Source organism: Actinocorallia libanotica (genome assembly GCF_039525175.1).
Classification (GTDB): domain Bacteria; phylum Actinomycetota; class Actinomycetes; order Streptosporangiales; family Streptosporangiaceae; genus Actinocorallia; species Actinocorallia libanotica.
The window spans coordinates 93,986-112,677 of record NZ_BAAAHH010000025.1 but is presented as its reverse complement, the minus strand read 5'-3'; the positions used below and the strand labels follow the sequence as shown (position 1 = coordinate 112,677).

Genomic DNA, 18,692 nt, shown 5'->3' with positions numbered 1-18,692 from the left:
GGATGACGATCAGGACGCGGCTGACCGCCACCTTCACCGCGCTGTTCCTGCTCGCCGGGATGGTCCTGCTCGGCGTCACCTATCTGCTGGTGTCGGCGAAGGTGCCCACAGGGGCGCAGATCTTCAAGAAGGAGATCCTGGGGCCGGACGGCGCCGGCGGATTCTCACCGGAGTCCGTGCCCAGGACCGACGTGGTCCGCATCAAGGCGGCCCAGGAGGACGTGCTCGGCTCGATCCTCACCCAGGGCGCGATCGGGCTCGTCGTCGTCGGGGCGGTGGCCGCGGCCCTCGGCTGGCTGATCGCCGGCCGCCTGCTCCAGCCGCTGCAGCGGATGACCGAGACGGCGCGCCGCATCGCCGACGCGCCCGCCGCCGGCCGCGGCCTGCACGAGCGGATCGGGCTGCCGGGGCCGCGCGACGAGGTCAAGGAGCTGGCCGACACGTTCGACCTCATGCTGGCGCGGCTCGACGCCTCCTTCGACGGGCAGCGCCGCTTCATCGCCGACGCCTCGCACGAGCTGCGCACCCCGCTCACGCTCAACCGGGCGCTGCTGGAGGTCGCGCTGCGCCGGGCGGACGCGCCGCCCGAGGTCCGGCAGCTCGGCGAGACGCTCCTGGAGATCAACGACCGGCATGAGCGCCTGGTCGAAGGGCTGCTCATGCTCGCCCGGTCCGACGCGGAGATGGCCGACCGGGCCTATCTCGACCTCGCCGATCTCGCCGAGCACGTGGCGAAGGAGCTGGACCACGAAGGCGTCGAGGTCGTCGCGGAGCTGCTCGAAGCGCCCATGATGGGAGACGCGACGCTCATCGAAAGGCTGGTGCGCAACCTGCTGGAGAACGCCGTCCGGCACAACGTCCCCGAAGGCGGCTGGGTGCGGATCGGCACCGCCGCCGGCCCCGACGGAGCCGCCGTCCTGACCATCGCCAACAGCGGCCCCCCGATCTCCCCCTACGAGATCCCCGCCCTGTTCACCCCCTTCCACCGGGGGAACCGGAGCAGACTGCACTCACCGGGTGCCGGCCTGGGCCTCCCGATCGTGCGATCCATCGCGACCGCCCACTCCGCCGTCCTCCGAACGGACGCGCCTCCATCCGGCGGCCTGACCCACACGCTGACGTTCCCACCCGTACCGGAGGAGCTGCGGACGCCGGGCGAAGAGGACGGTGTGCTCGTACAGGCGGGAGTACCGACCCGGTAGAAAAAGCTCCGGCCGGGCGCCCAAGGGCGCCCGGCCGGTGTCATGCGGGACTCCTACTGATCGCGGTGCCGGAACTTCCGGGGCTTCGCGACCCGCCGCGGAGGCTCGACGCGGTCGTACGGACGACCGGCCTGACCGCAGTGACGCGGGTGCTTCTTGTGGTCACCGCACGGCTTGGGGCGGTGGCACGGCTGAGGACGGCAGCACGGCTTGGGGCAGCAGCACGGCCCGGGCCGGTGGTGCTTGCACTTCGGGTGCACTTCCACGCAGGTCCTGGCGGCGGGCGTCCCGTCCGAGGAGGAGACCCTGTTGCAGAGTTTGACGGGCCTCTTCAGATGGGGGCGCACGGTCACCGAGTACTCGACGACCACCGACTCGCCCGCGGGGAGCGGCCCGCTCCACGACAGGATCGGGGCGTCGTAGGAGACGGTTCCCCAAGGCATCGCCGTGGCATCGTTGTTGTAGGAAGCACCTCGCAGGACGTCCCTGAGGTCGTCGGAGAACCCTGCCGGGTTGGCTTCGGTGAAGTCTCCGTCGCCGACGTTCGTCGCCACCACCGTGTAGGTGACGGTCCCTCCCGGCTTCACATGGTCGGGATCGGCATGCTTGGTGATCTTCAATGCCGGATCGCTGTCCTCATCGCATTCGACCGTGTTGGTGAACCGGAAGACGTCGCTCTGGGTCCGCACCTGCGTGGTGTAGGGAAGCGAGTGGCCGACGGTCTCACCGTTGATCCGCGTCACTTCCCGGGACGTCAGCGCGCATCCGGCCGGGACCTCCACCTCTTCGTTCAAGGTGATGTCATCACCCACCGTGTAGCCCTCGCGCGGCTCCCCGAAGGGCTGTTCGGACGCGGGCAGGTCTCCGGGTCCGGTGAGCGTGGCCTCCGCGGAGAAGCCATCGGGCTGCCTCCCGTCGCGATAGGCGGTGCCGTCGATCACCCAGGTCTTCCTCAGGGTGACCGAGGCGGTCCCCGACGGGCGGTTGTAGACCTCGCAGCTCACCGCCGTGTCCTGGGGGACGTCCACGGTGAAGCCGAGGGCGCCCGTGTTCGCCACCGTGACCGGGTCTCCGGTCGCCAGGTCGCGGCATACCGCGTTCCTGCCTCCCTGGGTGACCAGGTCGTGGTCCTCGTGCTGGGTCTCGGTGAGCGTCACGGAGGCCGTGGGCGTGGTGGAGGCGACCTCGAAGGACACCGTTCCGGAGCCGTCGTCGACGGTCGTGGCCGACGGCGGGCTCACCTGCGTGTCCGCCGAAGCGGGCTCGGCGTCGAAGGTCCAGCCGGGACCGGCGGGTTCGGCTCCGGTGACGTCCTCGCCCGTGGTCTCCGGCGGCGCGATGAGCTTGACGACCGACACCGAGCCCTTGCACTGGGCGAGGGCCAGCTCGCGCAGCGCCTCGCCGGCCTCCGCGTACTCGGTGGTCTGGAAGTAGTCGGCGGTCGCGACGTTCGTGCCGTTGTAGGCGGTCGGACCGGAGGCGGCCCGCAGGTTCAGGGCGCTGACCCCCTGGACGCCGGAGCCGACGCCCATCGCGACGACCCTGGTCCCCTCGGCCTTGAGCGCGTTGGCGGAGAAGATCGCCGCTTCCATCGAGGCGACGCGGGTGGTGCCCCCGCTGCCCGAGGAGGTGCCGTAGTAGGTCGGGTTGCCGTCGGTGAGCACGATCGCCACATCGTATTCGGGAGCGGCGGACGCCACCGCCCACAGACCGGCGTCCCAGTTGGTGCCGCTGCTGATGGCCCAGTCGGCGTACTGCGCCTTGAAGGCGTCGGCGCCTTCCTGGGTGGAGACGGGTACGAGTTCGGGATGGTTCGCGCCGCCCGCACTCGGTGAAGTCCTGGAGAAGCTGAACACGGCCATCTGGGAAGGCGTGCCGACGAGCGAGTCGGCGAACGTGTCGGTGGCCGCCTTGAGGTCCGGCAGCGCGCTGCCGACGGAACTGGACAGGTCGAGCAGCACCGCCACGCGCAGCCCGCACCTCGCGGGCAGCGGCGGGTTGTCGCGGGAGCTCTGCCAGACGCCGAGCGACGTCTTCAGTGTGCTCGTGCTGGTCTCGTACATGAAGTCCCGGGTCGACCTGTAGGTCTCGCCGCCCGCCATCGGCGGGGTCTCGAAGACGTACCGGGTCTGGGTGGAGCTGGACCCGCTGCCCGGACCGGTGCGCAGGACCGGGTTGGTGTACCAGCCGGACGGCGCGGCGATCTGGGCGACGTAGTACACCGCTCCGTTGTTCTCACCGCCTTCACCGGTGTCGGGAACGACGAAGGAGCAGTCGCCGTCGGCGTCGGACACGCACCGCGCCCAGTCCTCATCGACCGGCACGGTCCCGTCCGCGTCGGTGAACAGCCCGAGCGTGACACCCGCCAGCGGGCCGACCGCGCTCGGCGAGATCCGGTCGCCGCCGGTCCGTACCGTCACGACGGTCTCCGTCGCGGACGGCGTGGGGACGTCACCCGGCAGCGCGCGCTGCGCCGTCCGTGCCAGGGCGGGTACCGTGAGCACCATCGCGGCCAGCGCGAACGCGGCCGTGAGAGCCACCGGACGGCGGCTTCTCCCCCTTCTCATCACTGCCATGCTGCTCCCGAGGTTCGAACACACCAAGATCGAATACTTTCCGTATCTACCAGGTGACGTGTTCGCCGTCCGGGGCACCGGGCCGCCCTTTGCCGGAGCGTCAGCGGGTGAAGTACCTGCGCGCCACCTTCTCGGCCGGTTTGCCGTGGGGGGTGTAGGCGAGGGGGCGCGGGACGGACTCACTGCCCGGCCAGTCGTCCCACATCCAGAACATGACGCCCGCCCACCATGCCTTCGTGCTGAAGGTGGCGAGCAGGGCCTCGTAGGCGGCGGCCTGCTCCCGGTCGTCGCGGACGGCGGAGACCGTCCAGGAGTAGGGCTCGGTGACGGTGCCGCGCTGGCTGGTGTAGCCGGCCTCGGTGAAGAGGATCTTCTTGCCGTGGGCGGCGGAGAGGGCGGACAGTTCGGCGGCGTGCGGATCCCACGCCTGCTTCAGTTCCTCGACCGAGCCGGTCGGCTCGGAGGCCAGGGGCCAGTAGGCGTCGATGCCGATGAGGTCGACCTCGTCCCAGAAGGCGACGGACTGGTAGGCGTCGTAGTTGGCGGCGTAGACGAGTTCGCCCGCGAAGGCGTCACGGACATCGGAGATGACCGCCAGCCATTCGGCGCGGTGGCCGCTGACCCCGGCCAGTTCCGTGCCGACGGCGAGCTGGTCGACGCCCGCCGATGCGGCGAGCTTCGCGTAGTGCGTGATGAACGCGCGGTAGGACGCGAACCACTCCGCTCGGTCCTTCGGGCGGATCTCGGCGCGGTCCTCGTCGCCCGGCAGGTCGACGTGCGGTTTCAGCAGGACCTTCAGCCGGTGCTTCTCGGCCAGCGCGATGACGCCGCGCAGCGACTCGTCCGAGGCGGTCTCCTCGGTGCGGCGGATCGTCGAGTCCTCGGTCGTCCGCTGGTACCAGGTGGGGGTGAACTGGATCCAGCGGGCGCCCGTCGCGGCGAGGGACGCGACGTAGGCGGGCGCCCGCGGCGAGGAGTAGTCCGACTCCGTCCAGGCGGGGAGGGCGAAGCCGTACTGGCGCGTGGCCTCGGCGGCCTCGGGGCGGCAGGAGGCGGCGGCCCCCGCGAGGAGGACCGCCGCCAGCGTCCGGTGGATCACGGAATGACCGTCGCCGGGTCGACGAAGGTGTAGCCGAGGTTCTCGATGCCCTGCACCGTCTCCTGGAGGGGGGCCACCGGGAAGTACGGGTGGTAGAAGAACGAGGCGAAGCCGTCGCGGACCGTCAGGTTGTACTCCGCGGCGCGGACGATGTCGGCCGGGAAGCGCGCCGGGTGGTTGTTGTAGGCCTCGGGCTCGTAGTTGCCGAGGTTCTCGGGCAGCACCTTGCCGCCGGTCACGTCCTTCACGGGGTACGGGAAGAACTGACCGATGATCTTGTTGTAGTCGAGGGTGCCGCCGGCCAGCGTCCTGGACGGGTAGATGCGCCGCTCCAGCGCCGCCGCGAAGACGTTATTGACCGCCGTGTAGTCGGCGACGGAGGCGGCGTAGTGCGGGGTCGTCCAGATCGTGGGGGTGGGCAGGCCGCGCGGTGCGTACAGCTGCCTTCCGGAGTTGATGCGGTCGGTCGCCCAGGTGACGGAGTCGCCGGCGACCGGGCCGTCGAGGATGACGCTGTCGCTTGCGTTCACGTGCGCGCGGTAGAACTCGAAGTCGTCGCCGGTCACCCCGTTGTACGGGTTGGGCGCGCTCCCGTTCTGGTGGGTGTAGCCGTGCTGGATGATGCGCCCGCCGTTGGCGAGCATGTAGTTCAGCACGGTGAGCAGCTGCGGCCGGTCCTGGAGCCGGACCGTCTCCGGGGTTCCGCCGTTGTAGGTGCCGTTCGGGTCCTCGTAGCGCGGGACGACCTGGAATCCGTAGGGGATGTCCTCCTGGGCGAGGTACTCGGCGATGTCCTGAAGCTCGTCGGGGTCGCTGTTGGGGCTGATGTCCTCCAGGCGCAGGATCGCCCGGTGCCGGGTCGCGGTGCCCGGCGCCAGCGCGTCGAACAGCAGGTCGTGCCAGGCGATGACGCGGTCGGTCTCGTTGACGTAGGCGTAGGGGATCTCGCCGAGGTAGGTCAGGTTCGCCGAGCGGACCGCCCACGGGTAGGGGGTCGCGGGGGAGGTGGCCGGGTCCTGGCCGGTCGCCAGCTGGGTGACCAGCGGGGCGTTGGTGACGTAGGGCCGGATCACGCCGCTGTCCTCGGCCACCGGGACGGTGCGGGTGAGCGGCTTGCCCTTGTAGTCGACGCGCGCGGTGCCGGCGCCGCCGAAGAAGGAGTTCGTGGCGTCCCAGCCGTACTTGGCGCTGAACGTCGAGGCGCCGATCTTGTTGGCGAGGTTCCAGATGTTCATCCCCATCCAGACGACGGGTTTCGCCGTGGTGGCGACGTCGCCGTAGAAGGCGTCGGGGATGGCGTCCGGGACGGCTCCGCCGTAGTACGTCGAGCCGATGTAGATCGTCGCGGTGTGGTCCTCGGTCTCCCCCGCGACATAGTTCTGTACCGGCTTGGCGGTGACCGTCCCGAAGTGGCCGGCGAGGTTGGCGGTGGCGATCGCGTACAGCTCGCCGAGGTGGCCGTAGGGGCCCGCGTCGTCGTAGAGCACCAGGGCGGACGTCGCCGGGTCGGCCGCCGCGCGCCTGGTGGAGGGCGGCCCGAGGACCGGCAGCCGGAGCTTCAGCAGCTTCTCGATCTTCTCCCGCACCTTCTCGGGGAGCGGCTTGACGGTGTCGCGCGGCTTCTTCCGGCGCGCCCGCTCCCCCTGCCTCACCTGGCCGGTCAGCGCGTTCAGCACGGCGCTGCGCTCGCCGGCGATCGGGATCGCGCCTCCCGCGGGGACCGGCAGCGGCCCCGCCGAGACTCCCCCGCCCGGCGCGGTGAGGAGCGCGCCGACCATCGCGGTGATGACCAGCGCATATTTTGTGCGCATAGCTCTGGATTCTCCTCCGATTGTCCTTATCGGCACTTCGACCCTGCCCCGAGAAGCCGCCGGGGAGCCAGTATGAACGTTGACCAAAACCACGTCCACGCTTTGCTGGAACGTTACTGCTGGCAACAAAACCGAATATTTAGCCAATATCTACGACTCGCCTATGCAAAGGAGAATGCTCAAGATATCCTGCCCTCGTAAAGTGATCGTCAAGGGGGCCGCGCGGTCGGAGGCGCGGCCGTTCCGGCGATTCCGGGCGCGCAAGGTCCGCCATTGCGGACACTTGATCAACGGGGACGTGCATGTATGCCAAGCTGCCCTTCGGCACGCTCTTCTTCCTGCTCGGCGTGGCCGCCATGCCGGGCGCCTCGGTTCCCGTCCAGGTGGCGAGGGTCCTGCTGGCCGTCGCCGGGGCGGGTTATGGGCTCTATCTGATTTTCCTGCTGGGTGTCCTCATCGCCCGTTTGCGGATCCGTTCCGCGGAGTTCCGGGAACGGCGCGCCCTGTGATCATGACCGTGGGCATCGGGCTCGCCCTGGCCATGATCGCCATGGCGATCGGCTACAACGGCGGCATGTTCGTCCTGTCGAGACGCGCGTACCAACAAAAGGACGACCAAAACGGACGTTCTCGGTTTTACATCTTCCTCATCGCGTGCCTGAACGAGGAAAAAGTGATCCAGGCGAGCCTGGAACGCCTTTCCCGACTGCCCGGCGAAACCCTCGTCCTCGTCATCGACGACGCCTCCGACGACCGGACGGCGGAACTCGTCCGGGCGGCGGGCGACGGCGTCCGGCTGCACCGGCGCGCCCTTCCCGAAGCACGCAAGGGCAAGGGCGCCGCCCTCAACGCGGGCCTGGCGCACCTGCGCGCCTGCGGCCTGCTCGACGGCCGCGACCCCGACGACGTCATCGTCTGCGTCGTCGACGCCGACGGCAGGCTCGACCGGCACGCCGTCCTGGAGGTCGACCCGTACTTCGACGACCCCCGCATCGGCGCGGTCCAGATCGGCGTCCGCATGTACAACCGCGACCTGGGCCTGCTGGCCCGGCTCCAGGACATGGAGTTCGTCGTCTACGGCGAGGTCTTCCAGAACGCGCGCCGCCACCTGGGCAGCGTGGGGATGGGCGGCAACGGGCAGTTCATGCGGCTGTCCGCGCTGGAGTCGCTGCGCGAGGAGCCCTGGAGCGACTGCCTCACCGAGGACCTCGACCTCGGCGTCCGGCTCATCGCCGCGGGCTGGACCAACGCCTTCTGCGGCTCGGCGGCCGTCTCCCAGCAGGCCGTCCTCACCCTGGGCCGGCTGGTGCGCCAGCGCTCCCGCTGGTTCCAGGGCCACATGCAGGCGGCCCGCAAGCTCTACCCCCTGATCCTGCGCAGGATCGACGGGCGGGCCGCGGCGGACCTGCTCTACCACCTGTCGAGCCCGGCGCTGCTGCTGCTCACGTCGCTGCTGCCGGTCAGCTTCGCGATCGCGCTCGCCGACGCGGTGTGGCACGGCACGCTCGGCCCGCTGTGGTTCGCCTGGTTCTACGTGATCACCTTCGGGATCGCGAACGTCTACGCCCACGTCTACCGGCAGCGCGAGAAGGAGGCGGGGCGGCTGCGCTCCCTCCTCACCGCGCACGTCTACATCCTGTACGGCTACGTCTGGTTCCTCTCCGGATGGTGGGCGCTGTGGCGCCACATGTCCGGCAGGCAGGGCTGGCTCAAGACCGCCCGGACCTGACCCCACCGCCACCACGTCGGGAGCACCCATGCCCACCTTCCCCGAGCCGACCCATGCCATGATCGTCCTCGGCACGCGCCCGGAGGCCATCAAACTCGCCCCGGTCGCGCGCGCCATGGCCGACGACCCCCGCTTCGACCCCGTCGTCGTCAGCACCGGCCAGCACCGCGAGATGCTCGAACAGATGCTGCACCTGCTGGAGGTCAAGACCAGCGCCGACCTCGCCGTGATGCGCGAGCGGCAGGACCTCGCCGGGCTGACCGGGCGGCTCGTGGACGGGCTCAGCCGCACCATCGCCGAGTTCCGGCCCGACCTCGTCGTCGTCCAGGGCGACACCACCACCGCGATGTGCGGGGCGCTCGCCGCCGGCTACCACCGGGTGCCGGTCGCGCACGTCGAGGCGGGCCTGCGGACCGGCGACCTCGGCAACCCCTTCCCCGAGGAGATCAACCGGCAGCTCATCGGCCGGATCTCGCACTGGCACTTCGCGCCCACCGAGCGGTCGGCCGGGCACCTGCGCCGGGAGGGCGTCCCCGACGAGCGCATCGAGGTGACCGGCAACACCGTCATCGACAACCTGCTGTGGATGCTCCCGCGCGGCCAGGGCACTCCGGCGTTCCGCTCCTGCCGTACCGATCCGGGGGACGACCCCCGGACCCCCGAAGGCCGGTCCGGCCGATCCTCGCTTCGCTCCGGTCGTCCGGACCGGAGTCCGCGCAGGATCCTCGTGACGCTGCACCGGCGCGAGAGCCAGGGGGAGGAGATGACCGCGATGGCCCGCTCGCTGCGCAGGCTCGCCGACCGCGGCGACTGCGAACTGCTGCTGCCGCTGCACAAGAGCCCGGCCGTCCGCGAGTCCCTGCTGCCGGTCCTGGACGGCCACGACCGGGTGACGATCGTCGAGCCGCTCGGGTACGCCGACTTCGCCGCGACGCTCGCCGCGTGCGACCTGGTGCTCACCGACTCGGGCGGGGTGCAGGAGGAGGCGCCCAGCCTGGGCAAACCCGTCCTCGTGCTGCGGGCCACCACCGAGCGCCCCGAGGCCGTCGAGGCCGGCACCGCCAAGCTCATCGGCACCGACGCCGCCGTCCTCTACGATGAGGCCACCCGACTGCTCGACGACCACGACCTGTACGCGGGCATGGCCAACGCGGTGAACCCGTTCGGCGACGGAAAGGCCGCCGAACGCATCATCGACGCCCTGACCCGCGGGAGCGCCGAACCGACCTGACCCCGACCGACAGGCACCCTTTGAGCACGCCCGAAGGCCCCAGGCGCCGGCGCGCGAGGCGCCGGCCGTTCCTCCTGGGGGCGCTGCTGCTGCTGATCCCGGTGGTGCTGTGGATCCGCCCGTTCGCCGACGACGGCACCCCGGAGGCGTTCGTGCGCTGGAAGGACGGCACCGTGCACGGCCCGTGGCGGTCGGTCTTCGACGGCCACGGGCGCAACGGCATCCGCGACGGCGTCATCGGCATGCGGCCGATGGCGCCGACCCGCCCCGACGAGACGCACGCGGGCCTCGTCGTCTCGGTCGCGCGGCACACCGACCTCGACTTCGAGCTGGAGACCCGGACGATCGAGGCGCTGCGCAAGCCGAAGGCCAACCCCTGGGAGGTCTCCTGGATCGTCTGGGCCTACACCGACCCCGAGCACTTCTACTACCTGGCGCTGAAACCGAACGGCTGGGAACTGGGCAAACGCGACCCCGCCTACCCCGGTGGACAGCGCTTCCTGAAGACCGGCCACCGCCCCTTCCCCTTGGGCGAGTGGTACTCGGTGAAGGTCGAGCAGCGGGGCGCCGCCCTGAAGGTCCACGCCGACGGCGACGAACTGACCGCCTTCGTCGACCGCGAACGCCCCTACCCGTCCGGCTCGGTCGGCATGTACACCGAGGACGCGTCCGTGGAGTTCCGCGACATCAGAACCGACGGCTGACCGGACGCCGGGCCCCTCGTCCGCCGTCCGCGCTCAGGTGGAGCCGTCCTCCGGAGCCGACGGGGGAACGCCCAGATTGACGGTGCCGAAGTGATCGCCCTGGATGATCGTGCTCGGGGCGCTCCCCGGGTGCACCTCGTTGTGGACCGTGCGCACCGGTGCGGCGTCGCCCGACCGGCGCGCCGCGACGAGGCCGTACAGGGCCAGGCCCAGGCCGCACAGGCCGATGAACAGGCCGCACACGCTGGCGATCTTGTCCGCCCTGTCCAGCCCGGCGCCGGCCAGGTAGGCGATCAGGACGGTGGCGGCCCCGCCGGCCAGCAGGACCGCGCCCGCGCGGCGCAGGGTGCGGGCGCTCACGAGGCGAGCCTGGCACGGAGCAGCTCGGCGTCCGGCTGGGACAGCTCGTCGAAGATCGCGAGCGCCCGGATCCAGGCCTCGCGGGCGCCGTCGGAGTCGCCCAGGCCCGCGTGGGAGTCACCGATCCTGGTCAGGACGTCCGCCTCGTCGTAGCGGTTGCCCAGGCCCTGCCAGAGCGCGAGCGCCCGGTGGTAGTGGGCCAGCGCCTCCTCGTGCCGGTCGAGGCGGGCGTAGACGTAGCCGAGGCTGTCCAGCGTGTCGGCCTCTCCGTCGGGGTCCCCCAGCTCGCGGAAGATCTCGACGGCGGCGTCGCAGGTCTCGATGGCCTCCGGGTACTCGCCCAGGTGCGCGTGGCTCCAGCCGAGGTTCTCCAGGGCGTGGGCCTCGCCGAACCGCTCGCCGTGAGCCCGGTAGAGGGTGAGGGCCCGGTGCAGGTGGACCTTCGCCGCCTCGTACCGGTCGCTCTCCTCGTCGACGATCGCCAGCGAGAGCAGGGTGTCCGCCTCGTGCAGCGTCAGACCCAGGTTCTGGAAGATCGCCAGGGCGCGGCCGAGCTCGTCGACGGCCTTGCCGAACTCGTTGACCCGCGAGTGCGCCGAGCCGATGCTGGCCCGGACGAGGGCCTCGGCCTGCCGGTCGCCCAGGCTCTGCGCGGCGGTGAGCGCCCATTCACCGGTGCGTCTGCGGTCCACGGCGTGGCCCCGCCGGTCGAAGAAGACGCCCAGCGTCCAGGCCAGCTGCCAGGTGTGCCGGTAGAAGCCGGTCTCCGCCGCCTTCGACAGCGCTCCGATCAGGCAGGCGTACTCGCTCTCCAGCCACGCGATCGCCTGGTCGTAGCCGTCCATCCGGACCTGGGGGACCTCCGCCTCCGGGGCGGACACCTCTATCCGGGTGCGGTGGGGGGTGAGGATCCGGTCCGCCGCCGTCGCGTTGACCAGGAGGAAGTCCAGCAGCCGGTGGATGGCCTGGCGGCGCGCCTGGGGATGCTCCCGCTCGTCTGCCTGGTTGCGGGCGAAGAGCTTGATCAGGTCGTGCATGCGGTACCGGCGCGGGGCGACCTCCTCGATCAGGTTGTGGTCGCTCAGGGAACGCAGCAGGCTGCGCGCCCGCTGCAGGGACACGCCCGCGAGGGAGGCCGCGACCTGGGGGCTGAACTCGGGTCCGGGACTGAGTCCGACCAGGCGGAAGAACCGCGCCTGGTCGGGCTGGAGCTTCGAGTACGACAAGGAGAAAGCAACACTCACGCCGACCGACTCGCCATCTTCCAGATCCATTGCCGACAAACGGTCATGTTCTGCACGGAGATCATCAACGAGTTCCCGCAGAGCACTATTATAGATCCTCGCCTGAGCTGCGACAATTCCCAGAGCCAGGGGCAGTCCGCCGCACAACTCGACCAATTCCGAGCACGCTTCGTGTTCGCGTTCGACCTGGCGGCTCCCCAGGTAGCGGGCCATCAATTCGCCGCTCTCCCGCTCGTCGAACGCACGGATCGCCAAAGAGCGGGCGCCCCTGTCGGCGACCAGTCCGCTCAGCCTCCTCCTACTGGTGACGACCGTCGTGCACGAGGAGGCACCGGGCAGCAGCGGCGTGATCTGGTCCGTGCTCGCGGCGTTGTCCAGGACCACCAGGACGCGCCTCTCGTTGAGGAGCGAACGGTAGAGCTGGACCTTCTCCTCCACCGCCACCGGGATGCGGTGGGGTTCCACGCCCAGCGCCGAGAGGAACAGGTGCAGGACCTCGCCCGGCTCCAGCGGCACCCTGCTCGCGTGGAACCCCTGAAGGTCGACGTACAGCTGCCCATGGGGGAAGCGCGTCGCAGCCAGGTGCCCCCACCACACCGCGAGCACCGTCTTGCCCACCCCGGGCATCCCGCTGAGCACGCAGACCGAGGCCGTCCCCGCGGCGGCGGCACGGTGCTCGAGCAGCCGGTCGAGCTCGGTCAGCTCCCTCGTCCGGCCGGTGAAGTTCCCGGTCACCCCCGGCAGGAGGCGCGGCACGACCTCCCGTCGCGGCGCCTGGTGGAAGTGCAGTTCCTCGATACTGCCCGCCTGCACCAGGGAACCGATCTCGGACGCCTCGTTGTGCACCGTTTCCGAGGCCGGCCTGCGGGGGGACGGAAGATTCTGACTCAACGTGATTTCCATCGGAGCGGAGGACCGATAGTGGCGACTTGCTCAGTAAAAGATCCCACATAAAGTTGCTATATGGCTATAAGCATGTCTTCTTAAACGGCAGATCCGGTGACGGAGGAGGCCGCGGATCCCCCTGGTGACGCGCCGCACCGCCATCGGGAGCATCTCCGGCCGGTCGCAGGCATCCCTCCAGAAGGCGCTCACCGCATCCGGCCTCCCGGCCACGCCTCCCTCCTCGGCCCCTGAACCGCCGGGCGGGGGAATGTTTGCCGTCCGGGGGATTTATCGAGGGGCAAATCAGCACAAAAGCCAAGCATGACGGACCTGCCTTTCACCGATCGGACCGATTTCGAGAACGCCGGGCGAGGGCGCGTCGCCTCGCTGGAGCCCTGTGTGGTCAAGGACGCGACCGGAAGGGTCGTGTGGGACAACGACGTCTTCGCCTTCCTGGACGGCCCCGCGCCCGAGACGGCGCATCCGTCGTTGTGGCGGCAGTCGCAGCTGTGCGCCGAGCAGGGCCTGTTCGAGGTCGCCGAGGGCATCTACCAGGTGCGGGGCCTCGACCTGTCGAACATGACGCTCGTGGAGGGCGACGAGGGCGTCATCGTGATCGACCCGCTGGTGTCGGCCGAGACCGCCGCCGCCGCGCTGGCGCTCTACCGGGAGCACCGGGGCGAACGCCTGGTCACCAGCATGATCTACACGCACTCGCACGTCGACCACTTCGGCGGCGCCGAGGGCGTCATCCCCGCCGGCAACCCCGACGGCACGCCCATCCTGGCCCCGGCCGGGTTCCTGGAGCACGCGGTCGCCGAGAACGTCTACGCCGGCACCGCCATGGGGCGCCGCGGGATCTACCACACCGGCGTGCTGCTGCCCAGGAGCCCGGAGGGCATGATCGGCACCGGCCTGGGCCAGACCGCCTCGTCCGGCAAGGTCGGCCTCATCCCTCCGAACCGGGACATCACCCACACCGGGCAGGAGGAGACGGTCGACGGCGTGCGGATCGTCTTCCAGCTCACGCCCGGAACCGAGGCCCCCGCCGAGATGAACTTCCACTTCCCGCAGCGTCGCGCGCTGTGCATGGCGGAGAACGCCACGCACAACCTGCACAACCTGCTGACGCTGCGCGGCGCTCTGGTGCGCGACGCCCGGGTGTGGGCGCGCTACCTGGACGAGGCGATCGAGTTGTTCGCCGACGGCACCGACGTCGCGTTCGCCTCCCACCACTGGCCCACCTGGGGGCGGGAGGACATCGTCGCCTTCCTCTCCGGCCAGCGCGACCTGTACGCCTACCTGCACGACCAGACGCTGCGGCTGACCAACCAGGGGCACACCGGCACCGAGATAGCCGAGATGATCGAGCTGCCGCCCGCCCTGGAGCACGCCTGGCACGCCCGCGGCTACTACGGCTCGGTGTCCCACAACGTCAAGGCGATCTACCAGCGCTACATGGGCTGGTTCGACGGCAACCCCGCGCACCTGTGGCAGCACCCGCCCGCGGCCGAGGCCGAACGCTACGTCGCGTGCATGGGCGGCGCCTCCAAGGTCCTGGCCCTGGCCCGCGACTACGTCGAGCAGGGCGATCTGCGGTTCGCCGTGACCCTGCTCGACCACGTGGTGTTCGCCGATCCCGTCAACGAGCACGCCAAGGCCGCGCTCGCCGACGTCTACCAGCGGCTCGGCCAGGGCGCCGAGAACGGCACCTGGCGCAACTTCTACCTGACCGGGGCGATGGAGCTGCGCGAAGGCATCAAGCCCAATCCGATGAGCATCGCGGGCGGCATGGCCGCGGGGCTGTCGACCGAGCAGGTCTTCGACTCCATGGCCATCCGCGTCAACGGGCCGAAGGCGTGGGACGAGCACCTGACCATCGACTGGGACTTTACCGACACCGGCGAGAAGTACCGGATGACGCTGACCAACGGCGTCCTCACCCACCGCCCGCGCACCCGTCAACAGGGAGAGGTCGACCTGTCGCTCACCCTGACCCGCGCCCGGCTCTTCGGCCTCCTGGAGGGCGGGGGAACGGAGGGCGTCTCCCACAGCGGGGACCTGGGGGCCCTCCGGCGCCTGACGGGGGTCCTGGAGAAGCCCGACGAGAACTTCCCCATCGTCACGCCCTGATCCCGTCAGGCGGTGATGGAGGTGATGCCCTTGCCGATGATGACGACGCCGAGGACGAGCAGCACGATGAACATCACGGTGGCGTTCTCGCGCACCAGCCAGTCCTTGGCCGCCAGCAGCGGCGCCCGGACGCGGTCGCGCAGGGCGAGGTAGACCAGGACGGGACCGGCCACGGTCAGGCTGCCCAGGACGACGAACACCGCGACCGCCGCGGCCGCCCCGCCGCCGCCGAGCCCGGCCTGGGCGACGGCTAGCGCGGCGGCGACGGCGAGCGTGAGGTTCTTGGGGTTGGCGGCCGACAGCACCGCGCCCAGGCCCAGCGCCTTGCCGAAGGACATGCGGTCGATCGCCGCCATCCATCCGGGCAGCTCCGGGGCCTCCCCGGGCCGGGGGCGCTTGCGCCACTGCCCCGCGGCCAGCACCAGGAACAGCAGGCCGAGCACGACCTTGATCCAGCCGACGACGGGACGGGCGCCCTCCCGCGCGGCGCCGGCGGGGTCGGCCACCAGCACCACGACCGCGGTGGCCGCCGCCAGCCCGGCCACCCAGCCGAGCGCGAGCGCCGGAGCCGTGCGGCCCGCGTTCGGCGACATCAGCATGAGCACCACCGCGATGATCGGGATGGGGCTCAGCGCGACACCGACCGCCGACGGCAGCAGCTCGCCGAGCGCCTGGCCGAAACCCACCATGCCCTCCCCCGGTCGGCGTCGGAGTAGGCCTTCCCCGGTGGACGGCCGGAGAACGGCGGGTGACCGTTCCTTTGCCGAGCGCCTCGCGGCCGCGGGGCGCTCGCGGCCGCACAAACTTGGTTCACTCATTGTCTTGTGCGGTTCGTGTTTACGAAGTAGGTTCTGCGCCATGAGCGCATCCCGGCCCCCGGACCCCGGCGAGGAGCCGCACGGGACCGGGGCGCGGGCGACGGCCGCTCGTGCCCCTTCCCCCGCTCGGCACTCCCCGAATACCTTCATCCCCCGCCCGGAAGGATTCCCATGACCGAGAACCACGACGCGATCGTCACCGACCCCAAGACGGACGGCGAGAGCGGCTGCCCGGTCGCGCACGACCGCGCCCTGCACCCGACCCAGGGCGGCGGCAACCGCCAGTGGTGGCCGGAACGGCTCAACCTGAAGATCCTCGCCAAGAACCCCGAGGTGGCCAACCCGCTCGGCGGGGGCTTCGACTACGCCGCGGAGTTCCAGACCCTCGACCTCCCGGCGGTGAAGCGGGACATCGCCGAGGTGCTGACGACCTCGCAGGACTGGTGGCCCGCCGACTTCGGCCACTACGGGCCGTTCATGGTCCGCATGGCGTGGCACAGCGCCGGCACCTACCGGATCAGCGACGGCCGCGGCGGCGCCGGATCCGGGCAGCAGCGCTTCGCCCCCCTCAACAGCTGGCCCGACAACGGCAACCTCGACAAGGCGCGCCGCCTGCTGTGGCCGGTCAAGAAGAAGTACGGCCGCAAACTCTCCTGGGCCGACCTCCTCATCCTCACCGGCAACGTCGCCCTGGAGACGATGGGCTTCACGCCCTTCGGCTTCGCCGGGGGCCGCGAGGACGCCTGGGAGTCGGAGGAGGACGTGTACTGGGGTCCCGAGTCGACCTGGCTCGGCGACCAGCGCTACACCGGCGACCGCGAGCTGGAGGAGCCCCTCGGCGCGGTCCAGATGGGCCTCATCTACGTCAACCCCGAGGGCCCCAACGGCAACCCCGACCCGCTCGCCGCGGCCCGCGACATCCGCGAGACGTTCCGCCGGATGGCGATGAACGACGAGGAGACCGCCGCCCTCATCGCGGGCGGCCACACCTTCGGCAAGACGCACGGCGCGGGCCCGGCCGAGCACGTCGGCGCCGACCCCGAGGCCGCGTCGCTCGAGGAGCAGGGCCTGGGCTGGCGGAGCACCTTCGGCACCGGCAAGGGCGGCGACACCATCACCAGCGGCCTCGAGGGCATCTGGACCAACACCCCGACCCAGTGGGACAACAGCTTCCTGGAGATCCTGTACGGCTACGAGTGGGAGCTGTTCCAGAGCCCCGCGGGCGCGCACCAGTGGCGGCCGAAGGACGGCGCCGGGGCGGGCACCGTCCCCGACGCGCACGACCCGGCCAAGAGCCACGCCCCGACGATGCTCACGACCGACCTCTCGCTGCGCTTCGACCCCGTCTACGAGCGGATCACGCGGCGCTGGCTCGACCACCCCGAGGAGTTCGCGGACGCCTTCGCCCGCGCGTGGTTCAAGCTGACCCACCGCGACATGGGCCCCGCCTCGCGCTACCTCGGCCCGGAGGTCCCCGCCGAGACCCTGCTGTGGCAGGACCCGCTGCCCGAGCGGACGCACGAGCTCATCGACGCCGACGACGTCGCGGCCCTCAAGGAGCACGTCCTGGCGTCGGGGCTGTCGGTATCCCAGCTCGTCTCCACCGCGTGGGCGTCGGCCTCGTCCTTCCGCGGCAGCGACAAGCGGGGCGGCGCCAACGGCGCGCGCATCCGCCTGGAGCCGCAGCGGAGCTGGGAGGCCAACGACCCGGACCAGCTCGCGACCGTGCTGCGCACCCTGGAGGGCGTCCAGGAGTCCTTCAACGCCGCCCAGACCGGCGGCAAGCGCGTCTCCCTCGCCGACCTGATCGTCCTCGCGGGCGGCGCGGCCATCGTGAAGGCGGCCAAGGACGCCGGGTTCGAAGTCCAGGTGCCCTTCACGCCGGGCCGCGTCGACGCCTCGCAGGAGCAGACCGACGCCGAGTCGTTCGCCGCCCTGGAGCCGTCCGCCGACGGGTTCCGCAACTACTACGGGAAGGGCAACCGGCTCCCCGCCGAGTACCTGCTCCTCGACCGGGCGAACCTGCTGACCCTCAGCGCCCCCGAGATGACCGTCCTCGTCGGCGGCCTGCGCGTCCTGGGCGCCAACCACCAGCAGTCGCCGCTCGGCGTGCTCACCGACGCCCCCGGCACCCTCACCAACGACTTCTTCGTCAACCTCCTCGACCTCGGCACGGTGTGGAAGGCCACCGCCGAGGACGCGACCTCCTTCGAGGCCCGCGACGCCGCCACCGGCGAGCTCAGGTGGACCGGCACCCGCGCCGACCTCGTCTTCGGCTCCAACGCCGAGCTCCGCGCCGTCGCCGAGGTCTACGCGAGCGACGACGCGAAGGAGAAGTTCGTCCACGACTTCGTCGCCGCCTGGACGAAGGTCATGGACCTGGACCGCTTCGACCTGTCCTGACCCCGTCCCTCCACCCGTCCGACGGCCCCGGCTCCGGCCGGGGCCGTTCCCTTTCCCGACCCCATCGAGGACCCCGCCGAGAACCCTCCGAGCGGCAGACGGTACGAAGGGGGAGGACCATCACGCGTTCTTCCGCCGGAAAGGGCAGGATGGCCCCGTCATCGTGAAGGAGAGATCAGTTGGCCGCCGAACCCAGTGACGTCGTCGTCTCCGACGCCCCCGAGCGCAAGCGCTTCGAAGCCCACATCGACGGCGCCCTGGCGGGGTTCCTCGAGTACATCCGCAACCCCGGCTTCGTCGTCTACCCCCACACCGAGGTCGACAACGCCTTCGAGGGCCGCGGCGTCGGCGGAGCCCTGGCCCGCGCCGCCCTGGACGACGCCCGCGCCCGCGGCATCCGCGTCCTGGCCACCTGCCCCTTCGTCGCCTCCTGGATGCGCCGCCACCCCGAGTACACCGACCTCGCCTACCAGTCCTCCGGCTCCGCGAAGGACTGA

Annotated in this window: 14 protein-coding genes; 8 read left to right on the top strand and 6 right to left on the bottom strand. The window is 70.8% G+C overall.

Annotated features, from left to right (window positions below; translation table 11 throughout):
* Positions 1 to 2: 2 nt before the first annotated feature.
* Positions 3 to 1,202, top strand: coding sequence for a sensor histidine kinase (locus tag ABD140_RS26755; RefSeq protein ID WP_344243748.1), 1,200 nt, complete (start codon positions 3 to 5; stop codon positions 1,200 to 1,202).
* Positions 1,203 to 1,255: 53 nt separating this feature from the next.
* On the opposite strand, the gene ABD140_RS26750 is transcribed toward ABD140_RS26755, so the two are convergent.
* The 3 genes from ABD140_RS26750 to ABD140_RS26740 form a co-directional block, all read right to left on the bottom strand.
* The gene (locus tag ABD140_RS26750; RefSeq protein ID WP_344243747.1) at positions 1,256 to 3,742 is read right to left on the bottom strand and encodes a DUF7927 domain-containing protein; all 2,487 of its coding nucleotides are present in this window, start codon (positions 3,740 to 3,742) and stop codon (positions 1,256 to 1,258) included.
* A 136-nt stretch (positions 3,743 to 3,878) separates the two neighbouring features.
* Positions 3,879 to 4,877 (bottom strand): glycoside hydrolase family 113, encoded by a 999-nt coding sequence (locus ABD140_RS26745; RefSeq protein ID WP_344243746.1) that lies wholly within the window; start codon positions 4,875 to 4,877, stop codon positions 3,879 to 3,881.
* The gene (locus tag ABD140_RS26740; protein WP_344243745.1) at positions 4,874 to 6,688 is read right to left on the bottom strand and encodes a DUF2334 domain-containing protein; all 1,815 of its coding nucleotides are present in this window, start codon (positions 6,686 to 6,688) and stop codon (positions 4,874 to 4,876) included. The genes ABD140_RS26745 and ABD140_RS26740 overlap by 4 nt, the downstream gene beginning before the upstream one ends.
* A 302-nt stretch (positions 6,689 to 6,990) precedes the next feature.
* Between ABD140_RS26740 and ABD140_RS26735 the strand changes: the two genes are divergently transcribed.
* The 4 genes from ABD140_RS26735 to ABD140_RS26720 are packed head-to-tail and all read left to right on the top strand — an operon-like array spanning position 6,991 to position 10,352.
* The gene (locus ABD140_RS26735) at positions 6,991 to 7,197 is read left to right on the top strand and encodes a hypothetical protein (RefSeq protein WP_344243744.1); all 207 of its coding nucleotides are present in this window, start codon (positions 6,991 to 6,993) and stop codon (positions 7,195 to 7,197) included.
* 2 nt (positions 7,198 to 7,199) lie between these two features.
* Positions 7,200 to 8,417, top strand: a complete 1,218-nt coding sequence (locus ABD140_RS26730) for a glycosyltransferase family 2 protein (protein WP_344243743.1) — start codon at positions 7,200 to 7,202, stop codon at positions 8,415 to 8,417.
* 28 nt (positions 8,418 to 8,445) lie between these two features.
* Positions 8,446 to 9,648 (top strand): non-hydrolyzing UDP-N-acetylglucosamine 2-epimerase, encoded by a 1,203-nt coding sequence (gene wecB, locus ABD140_RS26725; protein WP_344243742.1) that lies wholly within the window; start codon positions 8,446 to 8,448, stop codon positions 9,646 to 9,648.
* A 20-nt stretch (positions 9,649 to 9,668) separates the two neighbouring features.
* On the top strand, positions 9,669 to 10,352 hold the full coding sequence (locus ABD140_RS26720; protein WP_344243741.1) for a 3-keto-alpha-glucoside-1,2-lyase-like domain-containing protein: 684 nt from the start codon (positions 9,669 to 9,671) through the stop codon (positions 10,350 to 10,352).
* 33 nt (positions 10,353 to 10,385) lie between these two features.
* Here the strand turns inward: ABD140_RS26720 and ABD140_RS26715 are convergent, their stop codons facing one another.
* Together ABD140_RS26715 and ABD140_RS26710 are read right to left on the bottom strand one after the other, a co-directional pair.
* Entirely contained in the window at positions 10,386 to 10,712 is a 327-nt protein-coding gene (locus tag ABD140_RS26715) for a hypothetical protein (RefSeq protein ID WP_344243740.1), read from the bottom strand.
* Complete coding sequence (locus ABD140_RS26710; RefSeq protein WP_344243739.1) at positions 10,709 to 12,847, bottom strand: ATP-binding protein; 2,139 nt, start codon at positions 12,845 to 12,847, stop codon at positions 10,709 to 10,711. The genes ABD140_RS26715 and ABD140_RS26710 overlap by 4 nt, the downstream gene beginning before the upstream one ends.
* Before the next feature lie 315 nt (positions 12,848 to 13,162).
* Between ABD140_RS26710 and ABD140_RS26705 the strand changes: the two genes are divergently transcribed.
* A complete protein-coding gene (locus tag ABD140_RS26705; protein WP_344243738.1) occupies positions 13,163 to 14,974 on the top strand; it encodes an alkyl/aryl-sulfatase in 1,812 nt (603 codons plus the stop codon).
* Positions 14,975 to 14,979: 5 nt separating this feature from the next.
* Here ABD140_RS26705 and ABD140_RS26700 read toward each other — a convergent pair whose 3' ends face one another.
* On the bottom strand, positions 14,980 to 15,663 hold the full coding sequence (locus ABD140_RS26700) for a GAP family protein (protein ID WP_344243737.1): 684 nt from the start codon (positions 15,661 to 15,663) through the stop codon (positions 14,980 to 14,982).
* Between the two features lie 300 nt (positions 15,664 to 15,963).
* Between ABD140_RS26700 and katG the strand changes: the two genes are divergently transcribed.
* Together katG and ABD140_RS26690 are read left to right on the top strand one after the other, a co-directional pair.
* Complete coding sequence (katG, locus tag ABD140_RS26695; RefSeq protein WP_344243736.1) at positions 15,964 to 18,195, top strand: catalase/peroxidase HPI; 2,232 nt, start codon at positions 15,964 to 15,966, stop codon at positions 18,193 to 18,195.
* 179 nt (positions 18,196 to 18,374) lie between these two features.
* On the top strand, positions 18,375 to 18,692 hold the full coding sequence (locus ABD140_RS26690) for a GNAT family N-acetyltransferase (protein WP_344243735.1): 318 nt from the start codon (positions 18,375 to 18,377) through the stop codon (positions 18,690 to 18,692).